Consider the following 14,785-nt stretch of genomic DNA (forward strand, 5'->3'; position numbering starts at 1 on the left):
AATAAAAAAAGCGACTTGATAAAACAAGTCGCTTTTGAAGTATTATGATCGAGATTTGTTATTTAACAAAATCTTCTGCTTGTTTTAGTGCAGCATCTAAACCAGAAACCTCTTTACCACCTGCAGTAGCTAAGAAAGCTTGTCCACCTCCGCCACCGTTGATGTGCTTTGCGATTTCTTTTACAATTTGTCCTGCGTTATAACCTTTTTCATCTACAAGGTTTTTAGCGATAGAAATTGTAATCGATGGTTTTACCGCATCATTCGTACCAACAACGATAAATGCATTTTCGATTTCTTTTGTTAAATCAATTGCATTTTGTTTCGCTGCATTTGTATCTAAATTCGTTTTAACCGCTAAGAAATTAACACCGTTAATCTCTTTAACAGCAGCTTTCCAAGTTGCTTTTTCAGCAGCAGCTTGTTGTGCAACAAAAGATTCTAATTGCTTTTTCAATTCAGCATTTTCATCTAATAAATGTTGAACAGCTTTTACCGCATCATTTTTCGTTTTAAGTGCAGCCAAAACATCATTGTAGTTTTTCTCAGCATCTTTGTACGCTTCGATCGCTTTGTTTGATGTAATTGCCTCGATACGACGAATACCAGCAGCAGTCGAAGATTCAGATAAAATTCTGAACAAACGAATATCCGCTGTGTTTTTTACGTGCGTACCACCACATAATTCGATTGAAGATCCGAAACGAATTACACGAACTTTATCACCATATTTTTCACCGAATAAAGCCATTGCACCTTCAGCGATAGCTTCGTTGATATCACAATCTCTTTTTTCGATTAATGGTAAAGCTTCTGCAATTTTATCGTTTACTTTTTGCTCAACAATTGTCAATTCTTCATCTGTCATTTTAGAGAAATGAGAAAAGTCAAAACGTAAATAATCATCTCCAACATAAGAACCTTTTTGTTCTACATGAGTTCCTAAAACTTCGCGTAATGCTTCGTGCATTAAGTGTGTTGCAGAGTGATTTTTCGTTGTCTCGTTACGTTTTTCTGTGTCAACTTTTGCATTAAATGTAGCGTTTACATTTTCTGGTAAAGTTTCAACAAAATGAATTACTAAGTTGTTTTCTTTTTTCGTGTCAACAACTTCAATTGTTTCATTTAAAGTAGAAATAGATCCTGTATCACCAATTTGTCCTCCAGATTCTGCATAGAATGGCGTTTGGTTGAATACTAATTGGAAAAATTCTCCTTTTTTATTTTTTACTTTTCTGTAACGTGTAATTTTTACTTCAGCTTCTGTGTTATCATAAGCGATAGAAGTTTCGTTTCCTTTGTCATCTAAAATAACCCAGTCATCCGTTACCAAAGCAGTTGCTTTTTTCGAACGTTCTTTTTGTTTCGCCATTTCAGCTTCAAAACCAGCTTCGTCAATTGTGAAACCGTGATCTTCTGCTACAATACGAGATAAATCTGCAGGGAAACCGAATGTATCATATAATTCGAAAATCACATCACCAGGAACAACTTTAGAATCTCCTAATTGCTCGATGATTTGATTTAATCGGTTTAATCCTTGTTCAATTGTACGTAAGAAAGATGCTTCTTCTTCGCGAATAACGCCAGTTACAATTGTTTCTTGTTTCACTAATTCTGGGAAGAAATCCCCCATTTCAGCTTTCAAGATTGGATATAATTTATAGATAAAAGGCTCTTTAAGACCTAAGAAACGATATCCGTAAGAAATTGCACGACGTAAAATACGGCGAATTACATATCCTGCTCCTGTGTTTGATGGTAATTGTCCGTCTGCAATAGCAAAAGAAACTGCACGTAAATGGTCAACTACAACACGAATCGCGATATCTGTTTTTTCTGCTGTGCCATATTTTACACCAGAAATTTCTTCTAATTTATTGATTGTTGGTTGAAAAACATCTGTATCATAGTTAGATGATTTTCCTTGTAAAACCATTGCTAAACGCTCAAATCCCATACCTGTATCGATGTGGCGCGCTGGTAAAGATTCTAAAGAACCATCCGCTTTACGTTGATATTGCATAAATACCAAGTTCCAAATTTCGATAACTTGTGGATGATCCATATTAACTAATGTTTTACCATCAACAGCTAAACGATCAGCTTCTGGACGAATATCTACGTGAATTTCAGAACATGGTCCACATGGTCCAATATCACCCATTTCCCAGAAATTATCTTTTTTATTTCCGTAAAGAATTCTGTCTTCAGCAATATGTTGTTTCCAAAGTTCTAATGCTTCTTCATCTAATGATGTTCCGTCACCTTTATCACCTTCAAAAACGGTTACATAAATTTGATCTTTAGAGATTCCGTATTTTTCTGTTAGTAATTCCCACGCCCAAGCGATTGCTTCTTTTTTGAAATAATCACCAAAAGACCAGTTTCCTAACATTTCGAACATCGTGTGGTGGTAAGTATCTTTTCCTACATCATCCAAATCATTATGTTTACCAGAAACACGAAGACATTTTTGTGTATCCGCGATACGATTACTTTTTGGAGTTCCGTTTCCTAAAAAATATTCTTTGAATTGTGCCATCCCCGAATTATTGAACATTAATGTCGGATCGTCTTTCAAAACAATCGGCGCTGAGTCTACTATTAAGTGGCCTTTTGTCTCAAAAAAATGCAGAAATTCTTTTCTTATATCTTTGGATTTCATTTAATTAAATTATTTTTATCATTTGATTAACAAGTTTACTCGTACAATATTCGTTACTTTGCAAACGTTTTACAAAGATAATAAAAGGTTGGTTAAGTAATGGAAAATAAAAACTATAAGTATAATTCTGTGAAATTTTTGATGAGTTGGGCGAAGAAAAGAGTCCAAAAAACTCCTAAAACAGCGTTATACGTATTACTATTTTTATGTCTATCGACAATATCTGCTGGAATGATTGGATATCATTTTAATGATTCTGAATACGCATCAAGAGCAGGAAAATTCAAAGACGACAAAAGCAAATTATTGGCTGAGTTGGAAAGAATGGAAAATGAAAATCAGCAATTACATAAAAAATTCAAAGAAGTAGAAGAAGCTTTGACAGAAATCGAAGAAAAAGATCGCAATATTTATCGTACAATTTATGATATGCGTGTCAATGAAAATATCGATTCTGTAAACAAAGAAATTGATAATTATACAGCAGAAGATATCGAAAAATTGATTGATAAAATCGAAATTGAATCAAAATCGTTGGACGAAGTATTTCGTTCTGCTGGTGTAAAAGATGCCAATTTATCATCAATGCCAGTTCTAAAACCTGTTGCAGATAAATATGTAAGTAGATTAGCTTCTGGTTATGGATCTCGTTTTCACCCAATTTTGAAAGTGAATAAAATGCACAAAGGTTTAGATTTTGCAGCTTCTACAGGAACACCAATTTATGCAACTGGAGATGGTTCTGTAAAAGTTTCTGAATTTAATTCGGGTTACGGAAATATGGTGGTCTTGAAACACGGAAATGGTTACGAAAGTTTGTATGCTCACATGTCTCGTGCGAAAGTTCGTAGTGGACAAAAAGTGAAAAGAGGCGATGTAATTGGTTATGTTGGGACGACTGGATTGTCGACAGGAGCGCATTTGCATTACGAAATTCACAAGAATGGAGAACCTGTAGATCCAATTATGTATTTCTACAATGATGTAGATCCAGACGATTTCATTAAAATTTATCAAAACTCTAAAAAATTGTCATTATCTTTGGATTAAACGCTGATAATGAACGTAGACCTGCCTGATAAACTATATTACTCGATTGGCGAAGTCGCCAAAGCCTTTGATGTAAATGCATCGTTGATTCGATTTTGGGAGAAAGAATTTGAAATTATTCAACCCAAAAAGAACAAAAAAGGAAATCGATTATTTACCAAAAATGATATTGATTGTTTCAAGAATATCTATTATTTGGTAAAAATAAAAGGCTATACGTTAGAAGGTGCAAAACAAGCGATTGGTAAAAAAGGAATTGCGACAACAACAGATGAAATAGATGTTGTGAAGCGATTAGAAAATATAAAAGATGAACTCATCAAACTTAAAATGAGTTTTGAGTCGGAAGAAATTTTAGAAAAAGATGAACTGAATTAAGTTCATCTTTTTTGGTTATAAAACTTTTGTTTCAATAAATTTAAAGCCAATTGCAAGTATAAAACTTATAATGATTAGAATCCAGTTTGGTTTTAGTTTAGTTTTTAATTCAAATAGTTTCGAAAAAATTTCAATCACTCTTTCTTTGTCAATAATTAAGATAACAAAGACTAAAACTTGATAAAAAATAGAAGAATTTAGCGCAACAATTTCATAGAAATAATCTTGTAGAATAATATTGATTAAAATTGTAGTTAATAACAAGCATGCAAAAATTCTTGTCCTTCTAAAAAGTAATGTGATTGCACCAATCACTTCAAAAATTCCGATGATTATTGGATACCCTTTGGTAAAACTATAAAAATTCCACATCAATCGATGACCTTCAGAAAGATGATTATTAATGCTGTTATCCATATTTGTGAATTGAGTAGGTTTTACAATTCCATACACAAACATTGATATTGAAACCGTAAATATTGCTGACCAATAAAGTATATAGATTAGTTTTTGTTTCATTTATTTTTTAAAATTATTTAGAATAATCATTACAATTTTTATAATTAATACAATAATAGTGATTGGAAGTAAGAAGAGTAAAATGGAGTATAAACTCCAAAAATCATTTAAAATTTTAAAATATTGTAAAAAAAATAAGCTAATCAAGTAAAGCCAGAATAAAAAAACTAAAATGAGAAGGTTATTTATTTTGAATATTTTTCGTTCAACGAAATAAAAAGTCAAAATAATCAAAAGTGGTATTGCAATAGTATAAACGTAAAACATATTTTAGGTTAATAGTTGGTTATAAGCTACGATGAACTCTTCCAATTGTTGTAAAGTTACTTTATCAATAATTTTTCCTTCCGAATTTACTTTTCCTTTAACACCTTGAATGAGTAAAGTTGTTTCATTATTGAAGTTTGTCATCAACGTTTTCATTATCAATTGCAATTCTTCATGTCCTTTTTCTCCATTTGCAGACGCAGTGATAATTCCTAAAGGTTTTCCATCAAAAATAGTTGTAGAAACGCACCATTCTAATACATTTTTTAATCCACTCGGAATACTAAAAATATATTCGGGCGTACAAATAATTATTCCATCAGCTTTTTCTATTTCAGTTCTAAAACCAAGTATTTCTTGCGGCGTATTTTCGATAGAACGTTCTGGATCAAAATGAGGAAGAGTTTTTAATTCATCAAAAACAGTACATTTGAAATATTGAGATGTAGAAGAAATAAAATTTTCTATGATTTTTTGATTAGATGAATTTTCGCTTGTGCTTCCATTAATGATGAAAATATTTTTCATTTTCGTTGATTTGAACATCTAAAATAGATAATTATTCTTAACTTATCTTAAGAAAATCTTCTGCTAAGATTTCGTAAATTTACAGATTCAAACGAAAACTCAATGTACTTAATATACGATACAGAGACAACTGGTCTTCCGAAAGATTGGAATGCGCCGATTTCTGACTCCGACAACTGGCCGCGTTGTATACAAATCGCTTGGCAATTGCACGATGAAATGGGGCAAATTATTGAACATCAAGATTATTTGGTGCGTCCAGATGGTTTTGATATTCCGTATGATTCTGAACGTATTCACGGAATTTCAACTGATTTAGCAACCGAAAAAGGTGTTCCATTAAAAGAAGTTTTAGATAAATTCAACGAAGCTTTAGGTAAAGCTAAATTTATTGTTGGACAAAATTTAGGTTTCGATATTAACATTATGGGAGCCGAATTTTATCGTCTGAATTATGAAAATAATTTAGCCGAAAAACCTGTTTTGGATACCTGTACCGAGGTGACTGCTGAGTTATTGAAACTTCCTGGAGGTCGTGGAGGTCGTTACAAATTACCAACGTTAACGGAATTGCATCAATATCTTTTTGGTGTTCCGTTTGGCGAAGCGCATAACGCAACTGCCGATGTGGAGGCAACTACGCGTTGTTTTTTCGAGTTGATTCGTAAAGGTATTTTTACAAAAAACGAGTTAGAAGTTGAAGATGAATATTTTGTTCGATTTAATGCAATTAATGAAACAAATATTCAGCCAGTTGGACTAAATCACGTAAATCTTAAAAAAGCTTCACAAGAAATTGCGAAAATTAAAGCCAAAGAAGATGGAGGAGATGAGGTTATTGATATTTCGGAAGAAGTTTTAGCACAATTCGAGAAAGCAAAATTTGCACATTTACATAATCACACACAATTTTCAATTCTTCAATCGACTATTTCTGTAAACGATTTGGTGAGTGCTGCGGCAAAAAATAAAATGACTGCAGTTGCAATTACCGATCATGGAAATATGATGGGAGCTTTTCATTTTAATGCAGAAGTACAAAATCATAATAAAGCTGCAAAAGTAAAGAATGAAGAGTTAATTGCTGACGGAGCAGAACCAACGGAAGTTATCTTAAAACCTATTATTGGTTCCGAATTCTTTGTTTGTGAAAATCATTTAGACAAAACAAAAAAGGATAATGGCTATCAAATTGTAATTTTTGCAAAGAACAAAAATGGTTATCATCATTTAGCAAAAATGGCATCGAAGGCTTATACTGATGGGTTTTACTACGTGCCTCGAATTGATAAAGCGATTATTGAAGAATATAAAGAAGATTTAATTGTTTTGTCTGGAAACTTACAAGGTGAAGTTCCAAACAAAATTTTGAATCTTGGTGAAAAGCAAGCCGAAGAAGCTTTACTTTGGTGGAAAGAGCAGTTTGGTGATGATTTTTACATCGAATTGATGCGCCACGGACAAGAAGATGAAGATCGTGTTAATCAGACTTTGCTTGCGTTTGCGCGTAAACACAATGTAAAAGTTGTTGCGACAAATAATACGTATTATATCAATCAAGACGATTCGAATGCACACGATATTTTGTTGTGTGTGCGCGATGCAGAAAAACAATCAACGCCAATTGGTCGTGGTCGTGGATTCCGTTTTGGTTTGCCAAATCAAGAATATTATTTTAAGTCGGAAGCAGAAATGAAACAATTGTTTCAAGACATTCCCGAAGCAATTATTAATATTCAAGAAATTGTTGATAAAATAGAAGAATACACGCTTTATCGAGATGTATTACTTCCAAAATTTGATATTCCCGAAGAATTTCATCACGCAGAAGATGATGAAGATGGAGGGAAAAGAGGTGAGAATGCTTATTTAAAACATTTAACCTACGAAGGTGCAAAAATTCGTTATCCAGAATTGACAGACGAAATTAAAGAACGTTTGGATTTCGAATTAGCCACAATTGAAAAAACAGGTTATCCTGGTTATTTCTTGATTGTACAAGATTTTATTGCTGCGGCGCGTAAAATGGGCGTATCGGTTGGTCCAGGTCGTGGTTCGGCGGCAGGATCAGCAGTTGCTTATTGTTTATGGATTACCAATTTAGATCCAATTCAGTACGATTTACTTTTTGAGCGATTCCTAAATCCTGATCGTGTATCTATGCCCGATATCGATATCGACTTTGATGACGAAGGTCGATCGTTGGTAATGGATTATGTGATTGATAAATATGGAGCAAATCAAGTAGCGCAAATCATCACTTATGGTACAATGGCGGCGAAATCTTCGATTAAAGATACGGCGCGTGTATTGGATTTACCATTGTTTGATGCGAACCGTGTTGCAGGTTTGATTCCGAATATGAAGTTATCTAAAATCTTCAATTTAGATGAAGCTGCATTAAAAGGAGCCTTAAAACCAGAAGAGTTTGATGCTGTAAGCGAATTAAAACGTTTATCGAATGGAGATGATTTAGCTGCGGAAACTATTCAGCAAGCAAAAATCTTAGAAGGTTCTGTTCGTAACACGGGAATTCACGCGTGTGGGGTAATTATTACGCCAGATGATATCACGAATTTCGTACCTGTAACAACGGCGAAAGATTCAGATTTATATGTGACACAATTTGATAACTCGGTTGCAGAAAGTGCCGGATTATTGAAGATGGACTTTTTGGGGTTGAAAACCTTAACCTTGATTAAAGATACCATCAAATTAGTAAAAGCGAGAACAGGAATCGAAATTAATCCAGATGAAATTCCGATTGATGACGAAAAAACATATGAGCTTTTCCAGCGCGGAGAAACGGTTGGAGTTTTCCAATACGAGTCTCCCGGAATGCAAAAATACATGAAGGATTTGCGTCCAACAGTTTTTGCCGATTTAATTGCCATGAATGCCCTTTATCGTCCGGGTCCTATCGAATATATTCCGTCGTTCGTTCGTCGTAAAAATGGGGAAGAACCGATTCAGTACGATTTGGATGCGATGGAAGAATATTTATCAGAAACTTACGGAATTACGGTTTATCAGGAGCAAGTAATGTTGCTTTCGCAAAAATTAGCAGGTTTCTCGAAAGGTGATGCCGATGTTTTGCGTAAAGCAATGGGGAAAAAGCAAAAAGCTGTCTTGGATAAAATGAAACCAAAATTTGTTGCGCAAGCTTCAGAAAAAGGGCATGATCCTAAGATTTTAGAAAAAGTTTGGACAGACTGGGAAGCCTTTGCATCCTACGCCTTCAATAAATCGCACTCGACATGTTATGCGTGGGTTGCGTACCAAACAGCTTACCTAAAAGCGCATTATCCTGCTGAATATATGGCGGCTGTTCTTTCAAATAATATGAATGATATCAAGCAAGTTACCTTCTTTATGGAAGAGTGTAAACGCATGGGATTGGCGGTTCTTGGTCCAGATATCAACGAGTCGATTACAAAGTTTAACGTAAACGAAAATTATGAAATTCGTTTCGGAATGGGCGCTGTAAAAGGAGTTGGACATGCTGCGGTAAATTCAATTATATCAGAACGTGAAGAAAATGGTCCATTCAAAGATATTTACGATTTTGTGAAACGTGTGGAATTAAGAACAGTCAACAAAAAAACAATCGAAAATTTAGTTTTGGCTGGAGGTTTTGATTCGTTCGAATTTCATCGTGGACGTTATTTCTTTATCGATAATACAACGACGAATTTGGAGAAATTAATAAAATATGGAGGAAATTATCAGGAGCAAAAAAACTCTTCTCAAACTTCTTTATTTGGTGATTTTGGAGGAGATTCTGTTGTAGAAGATGTGGTTCCGATGTTGCCAGATTGTGAGAAATGGAATATGTTACAACGTTTGTCGAAAGAGAAAGAAGTTGTCGGAATTTATATTTCTTCGCATCCGTTAGATGATTTTAAACATGAGTTGAAAATGGCTTCAAATTGTAGTATTTCTGATATCAATGCGAATGAAGATAACTTTGTTAACAAAGAAGTTTCGATTTGTGGAATGATGTCAAATATTCAACATAGAATTGCCAAAAATGGAAACGAATTTGGTATTTTTACGTTTAGCGATTACACCGATTCGATGGATATCATGGTTTTTGGGAGCGATTATATGAAGTATAGACACTTTATGCAGGAAAATATGTTCTTGAATTTGAAATTGAATATCTCGAAAAAAGAATTCAAAGACAAAGAAGGAAATGTAACGCAAGGACGTGTGTATAAAAACATCACAAATATTTTGTTGTTGAATGAAATTGTGGAAAAACAAGCCGAAAAAATGACGGTGAAGATTGAAGTTCCAGAATTTTCGGAAGAAACATTTAGCAAATTATCAGATATTATGTTCAAATATCAAGGAGATAAATTATTAAAAATTCAATTAATTGATCCAAAAGATTATTTGAATAATTTAGATTTACCAGCAAGTAAAATCAAAATTAACATTTGTCGAGATTTGTTGAAAGAATTAGATGAATTGCAGGAAATTACATTCAAACTGAATTAATTATTCGTTTCATCTATTGAATAATTGATAGATAATATGAACGAAATTTTTCAAGAATAAAATTTTATGTAGATTTGTAAACTTAAGATTAGATAAAAAAATATAAGATTATGGCATTAGAAGTAACAGACGCATCATTTGCATCAGATATTATAGAGTCAGGAAAACCAGCAATGGTTGATTTTTGGGCTGTTTGGTGTGGTCCTTGTAGAATGGTTGGTCCAGTTGTGGAAGAGCTTGCTACAGAATATCAAGGAAAAGCAGTTATTGGTAAAGTTGATGTAGACACAAACCAAGAAGTTGCTGCGAAATATGGAATCCGTAACATTCCTACAATTTTATTCTTCAAAGACGGAGAAGTAGTAGATAAAGTTGTTGGAGTTGTTCCAAAAGAGCAATTAGTAGAAAAATTAAACGCGATTTTATAATAAATTAAATCGCTGATTTTGAAATAAAAGAATCTCGGATGCAAAATTTCCGAGATTTTTTTTGAAAAAAGTTTAGGTTTTATCAGAAAACCGCCTATATTTGCAATCCGAAATCGATACAGATTTTGATCCGGTAGTTCAGTTGGTTAGAATACTTGCCTGTCACGCAAGTGGTCGCGGGTTCGAGTCCCGTCCGGATCGCAAAAAGTTCGTTCTTTTACACAATATATTTTTTATAATTTCTGATCCGGTAGTTCAGTTGGTTAGAATACTTGCCTGTCACGCAAGTGGTCGCGGGTTCGAGTCCCGTCCGGATCGCAATTTTTTATAAAAATTCATAAAAAATATATCAATTTATAATTTTCTGATCCGGTAGTTCAGTTGGTTAGAATACTTGCCTGTCACGCAAGTGGTCGCGGGTTCGAGTCCCGTCCGGATCGCATCTATTTCTTTTTCTATTTTAGATCGATCGAAAATTATAAATAAAAAAAACAGACTGATCCGGTAGTTCAGTTGGTTAGAATACTTGCCTGTCACGCAAGTGGTCGCGGGTTCGAGTCCCGTCCGGATCGCCAACTTTTATAAGCTTCACTTATTGTGAAGCTTTTTTTTGCTCCAAACTTTTTATTTTTGCATAACGCATAACGCATAACAATGAATCATATTTATTTGGTGAACGCCTTGGTTACAGATGAAACGGGTAGGATGTTAGCTGTCCGAAAAAAGAAATCGAAATTTTTTCAGATGGTTGGAGGAAAACGAGAACAAGATGAAGAATTATTAACCACACTTCGACGCGAATTTTTAGAAGAGATTAATGTTGATATTCTACAACATGATGTTTCATTTTTAGGGCAACACACTTCTATTGCCGTTAACGAAGCGAATACTGAAGTTCATGCAAATGTGTTTCATGTTAAATTAAAATCATTAGAAACGCTTAAAATCGCTTCTGAGATAGAAGAAATGGCGTGGATAACGAAAGAAAACTACAAAGAATTTCAATTGGCTCATTTATTAGAAGAATTCAGTTTACCGATTTGGTTAGAAATGGAATTTTAAGCAAATATTTTTGAAACACGCTAATGCGATTGTATTGCATTAATTAAAAATCATCTATCTTTATTTAAAAAAATAAATGATGGAGATAATTATAAAAACAATATTGGTTGGCGTTGGAGCAACAATTGTGATGGATATTTGGGCTTTTATTTTGAAATTATTCGATATTAAATCTTTGGATTATAGATTTGTAGGCCGTTGGATTGGACATTTTGCAAATGGAAAGTTTACGCATGATAAAATATTTGATTCAAAACCAATTCAAAATGAAGTTTTTATCGGTTGGTTGGCGCATTACTTAATCGGAATTACATTTTCTATTTTATTAGTCGTGATTTTTAGGGTAGAATGGTTAAATCATCCTACAATTTTTCCTGCTTTATTTGTAGGGTTTTTTACAATTGTAGCACCTTTTTTTATTATGCAACCAGCATTTGGGCTTGGAATTGCATCTTCAAAACTTGCGTCGCCAAATGTAATGCGTTTTCGCAGTTTGCTTACACATCTTATTTTTGGTTTTGGTTTATATATTTCTGCATTAACTCTTTCTCTATTCTAAATATTTTTCAAAAAAGTTTGTAACGTTTTTACTTTTTTGCTACTTACTAGTAAACACTAAAATAATTAAACGATGAAATCTATTTGGGAAACAACAGTTGAAAATAATGTTATCAGAATCGAGAATAATTGGTTTTCTGGCGAAAAACTTTTTGTAAATGATAAATTACAAGATTATCAAATTAACTATTTTTCTGCACCAATTTTAACGGGACATTTAAAAAATTCTAAAGATGAAAAGTTAAATATCAAAGTAAATATTTTGCAAGAATTTTTCGGAGTCAATTGTATTTTATTTATCGACGATGAACAAGTTGCGTTGAAAAAAATAAAGTAACGATTTTGGAAGCTAAACAAACTCTTTTTTTAGAATTAATCGATCAACACAAAGGGATTTTACACAAAATCGCTAAGATGTATATGGATAATTCTGAAGATCAAAATGATTTGATACAAGAGATTGTTTTGCAACTATGGAAATCTTTTGATCGTTTTGAAGGTAAATCTCAATTTTCAACTTGGATGTATCGCGTTTCGTTGAACACGGCGTTAACTTATTTTAGAAAAGAAAAGAAAAAAGCAGATCGTCATACTTTTTTAGAAAATATTGATCAAGTAGATGAGATGGATTCTGGTGAAAAAGAAACACAACTCGAATTGTTTTATAAAGCAGTTCATGAATTAAATAAAGTAGAAAAAGCATTGATTTTTCTGTTTTTGGAAGGACAAAATCACAAGGAAATTAGTATGAACTTGGGAATTTCGGAAGTAAATGCACGTGTGAAATTGAACAGAACGAAAGAAAAAATACAAATCATCATAAAAAAATACGGTTATGAATTTTGATGAATTACAAAAACAATGGGACAATCAATCTTCAGATGAAGTGAAAATTGATCCAAATCTTGAGCTTAATCAAGAAGCAAATACCATTATTGATAAAGTAAGAAAAACATTGAAACAAGAGTTTTATTTTCAATTATTAGGATTATTGTTTTTATATACTTTTCCTTTCTTATTTGATGCAAATACGCCAACAATTTGGTGGACATTGTTGTGTGTTTCGTTGACTTTTTTGGTGCCGTTTATTTATGTTTTCAAGTTTTATAAACGATCATATCATCTGGAATATAATTCGTTAAAGAATATCAATTGGTTTTATTTCAATTATAAATCTGCGATTGATATTTACAGTATTTACTCGTACATGATCTGTATTTTAATGTTGATGATTATTGGTGTTTCGTATATCCAGCATCCTAACTCGTTGCAATTTGAATACAAATTTCAGTTTTATATTTATATTTTTCTTACACTATTTTTCTATGTTTTAATTTGCGTTTTATTATTAAAATGGTGGATTTCTACTTATTATAAAAAGAATCTGGTAGAATTAGAAAATATATTGCATCAATTAGAAGAGTAACCAAAAGTTACTCTTTTTTTAATATGGAATATCGAGGATAAACTTAAATTTCATTGGAACATTATTTCGGAGGATTTCTACAGAAATTTGCTGAAATTCATTTTTAATCATAAATTTTTCGATATCATCTAAACTCATTTTATTCACTTGTTTTCCATCCAATTTTGTAAGTATATCATTTGCTTTCAAACCCACTAAATCTGCATTCGATTTTTTACGAACTGCTTCTATTTTATAAACAGGTTTCATCACATATTGATAGTTAACTTTGTTTGTCGTGATAGAATTATATTCAGATATAGATGTATTTTGTGATACAATATTTATTTTTTCATTTTTCCATTCAAATTGATCGTGAATTATCGTTAATCCACTTCTGTTGTAGTGGAAAGCATCTTTGAAATTTCGATTGGGTTTATAATAAAACAACTGATTTTTATAATCTAAAATAATTGTAAATCTTCTCAAAATTTCATTTCCAAGAGAGCCTTTTCGATTATTTTTAAAGTTAAGATATTGGATTGATTCGATATCTGGAATGGCAATTAAAGGAAATTCTAGTTTATATTTTCCAAGGTTAGTAGATGAAATAACTCCACGCTTTCCATTGATCGAACCATTGAAACCTTTGCCCAATTCATCCGAAAATACATATTGTAAAGGTGCTAAATTCTCAATTTGATTCTCGAAAAGCCACAAACCATCACTATTTCCGATATCTATCAACATTTTTTGATTCGTGTAAGTTGTTTGATGCGTAAAATCAACAGTTGTAAAAGGTTTTATTTCTGGACTTATTTCTAATGGATTTGATTGAAATTTTTTTAAATTTTTAACTTCAAGAATAGATTTATAAATGGTAATTTTTCTTTTTGCGTAATCTATTTGAATTGGATGATTTTTGAAAAAGTCTGCACCAATTATACCGTGAACATCAAGTCCTAAGCGAGAAAAAAGATTAAAATTCTCGTCTTGTATCACGATAATATCCATATTGTTTGATGAATAATTTTTACCAATCTCGATTTGATTATTTGATGAAAAAAATCCTTTGGTATCGATGTTGTCTTTTCCTAAACCTTTTAAGTTTACTTGACGGAGATTATTTTTATTAATTGTTTCGTCGTATTGGCTAAATAAAATAGTTTCTTTAAGACCAGAATCTACAATGAAATTCATTTGATGACCATTGAATGTAATTGGAACAATAACTAAATTCTTGATAAATTGAAATGAAATTGTCTCTTTATTTACATTTTCGGCCAAAGAAAGTTCTTTTTTTTGTGCATGAGTTAGTAAAAAAGTAAACACAAAAATTATTGAAAGTAATAATCTAATTTTCATTCAAATTTCAGTTTTTATTAAAATTATGCAAAAAAAATGATGTGATAATAAGAT

General features: G+C 32.3%; 13 protein-coding genes and 4 tRNA genes. 13 read left to right on the plus strand and 4 right to left on the minus strand.

The genetic code is table 11. The features are described 5' to 3' along the window. Positions 1–58: 58 nt before the first annotated feature. Positions 59–2,668: an alanine--tRNA ligase gene (gene alaS, locus B4E59_RS00745; RefSeq protein ID WP_291050702.1), complete on the minus strand. Its 2,610-nt coding sequence runs from the start codon at positions 2,666–2,668 to the stop codon at positions 59–61. A 99-nt stretch (positions 2,669–2,767) separates the two neighbouring features. Here alaS and B4E59_RS00750 point away from each other — a divergent pair, with 99 nt between their 5' ends. Both B4E59_RS00750 and B4E59_RS00755 read left to right on the plus strand, forming a co-directional pair. Beyond that, positions 2,768–3,718, plus strand: coding sequence for a M23 family metallopeptidase (locus B4E59_RS00750; protein ID WP_038330999.1), 951 nt, complete (start codon positions 2,768–2,770; stop codon positions 3,716–3,718). 9 nt (positions 3,719–3,727) lie between these two features. Continuing rightward, positions 3,728–4,096: a MerR family transcriptional regulator gene (locus B4E59_RS00755; RefSeq protein WP_038331000.1), complete on the plus strand. Its 369-nt coding sequence runs from the start codon at positions 3,728–3,730 to the stop codon at positions 4,094–4,096. A gap of 15 nt (positions 4,097–4,111) precedes the next feature. Here B4E59_RS00755 and B4E59_RS00760 read toward each other — a convergent pair whose 3' ends face one another. Next, complete coding sequence (locus B4E59_RS00760) at positions 4,112–4,615, minus strand: hypothetical protein (RefSeq protein ID WP_038331001.1); 504 nt, start codon at positions 4,613–4,615, stop codon at positions 4,112–4,114. A gap of 270 nt (positions 4,616–4,885) precedes the next feature. Beyond that, positions 4,886–5,410 carry an NADPH-dependent FMN reductase gene (locus B4E59_RS00765; RefSeq protein ID WP_115001941.1) on the minus strand — a complete coding sequence of 175 codons (525 nt, stop codon included), beginning with the start codon at positions 5,408–5,410 and terminating at the stop codon, positions 4,886–4,888. A gap of 102 nt (positions 5,411–5,512) precedes the next feature. Here B4E59_RS00765 and dnaE point away from each other — a divergent pair, with 102 nt between their 5' ends. The 11 genes from dnaE (at position 5,513) to B4E59_RS00820 (ending at position 13,387) form a co-directional block, all read left to right on the plus strand. Continuing rightward, positions 5,513–9,913, plus strand: coding sequence for a DNA polymerase III subunit alpha (dnaE, locus tag B4E59_RS00770; protein ID WP_291050705.1), 4,401 nt, complete (start codon positions 5,513–5,515; stop codon positions 9,911–9,913). Positions 9,914–10,023: 110 nt separating this feature from the next. Then, complete coding sequence (gene trxA, locus B4E59_RS00775; protein WP_038331009.1) at positions 10,024–10,341, plus strand: thioredoxin; 318 nt, start codon at positions 10,024–10,026, stop codon at positions 10,339–10,341. A gap of 127 nt (positions 10,342–10,468) precedes the next feature. Then, a tRNA-Asp gene (locus B4E59_RS00780) sits at positions 10,469–10,542 on the plus strand. A gap of 43 nt (positions 10,543–10,585) precedes the next feature. Then, positions 10,586–10,659: transfer RNA gene (locus tag B4E59_RS00785), tRNA-Asp, on the plus strand. A gap of 48 nt (positions 10,660–10,707) precedes the next feature. Beyond that, a tRNA-Asp gene (locus B4E59_RS00790) sits at positions 10,708–10,781 on the plus strand. A 58-nt stretch (positions 10,782–10,839) separates the two neighbouring features. Then, positions 10,840–10,916, plus strand: a tRNA-Asp gene (locus tag B4E59_RS00795). Between the two features lie 79 nt (positions 10,917–10,995). Beyond that, complete coding sequence (locus B4E59_RS00800; RefSeq protein WP_291050708.1) at positions 10,996–11,403, plus strand: NUDIX hydrolase; 408 nt, start codon at positions 10,996–10,998, stop codon at positions 11,401–11,403. A 79-nt stretch (positions 11,404–11,482) separates the two neighbouring features. After that, complete coding sequence (locus tag B4E59_RS00805; protein ID WP_291050711.1) at positions 11,483–11,962, plus strand: DUF2938 domain-containing protein; 480 nt, start codon at positions 11,483–11,485, stop codon at positions 11,960–11,962. A gap of 72 nt (positions 11,963–12,034) precedes the next feature. Continuing rightward, positions 12,035–12,298 carry a hypothetical protein gene (locus B4E59_RS00810; protein WP_280061778.1) on the plus strand — a complete coding sequence of 88 codons (264 nt, stop codon included), beginning with the start codon at positions 12,035–12,037 and terminating at the stop codon, positions 12,296–12,298. 77 nt (positions 12,299–12,375) lie between these two features. Continuing rightward, positions 12,376–12,807 carry an RNA polymerase sigma factor gene (locus B4E59_RS00815; RefSeq protein ID WP_407932336.1) on the plus strand — a complete coding sequence of 144 codons (432 nt, stop codon included), beginning with the start codon at positions 12,376–12,378 and terminating at the stop codon, positions 12,805–12,807. After that, positions 12,797–13,387 carry a hypothetical protein gene (locus tag B4E59_RS00820; protein WP_291050718.1) on the plus strand — a complete coding sequence of 197 codons (591 nt, stop codon included), beginning with the start codon at positions 12,797–12,799 and terminating at the stop codon, positions 13,385–13,387. Before B4E59_RS00815 ends, B4E59_RS00820 begins: the two co-directional genes overlap by 11 nt. Before the next feature lie 18 nt (positions 13,388–13,405). On the opposite strand, the gene B4E59_RS00825 is transcribed toward B4E59_RS00820, so the two are convergent. Continuing rightward, the gene (locus tag B4E59_RS00825; protein ID WP_291050721.1) at positions 13,406–14,731 is read right to left on the minus strand and encodes an aspartyl protease family protein; all 1,326 of its coding nucleotides are present in this window, start codon (positions 14,729–14,731) and stop codon (positions 13,406–13,408) included. Positions 14,732–14,785: the final 54 nt, after the last annotated feature.

The organism is Empedobacter sp. UBA2044, from assembly GCF_002333005.1.
Lineage (GTDB): Bacteria > Bacteroidota > Bacteroidia > Flavobacteriales > Weeksellaceae > Empedobacter > Empedobacter falsenii_B.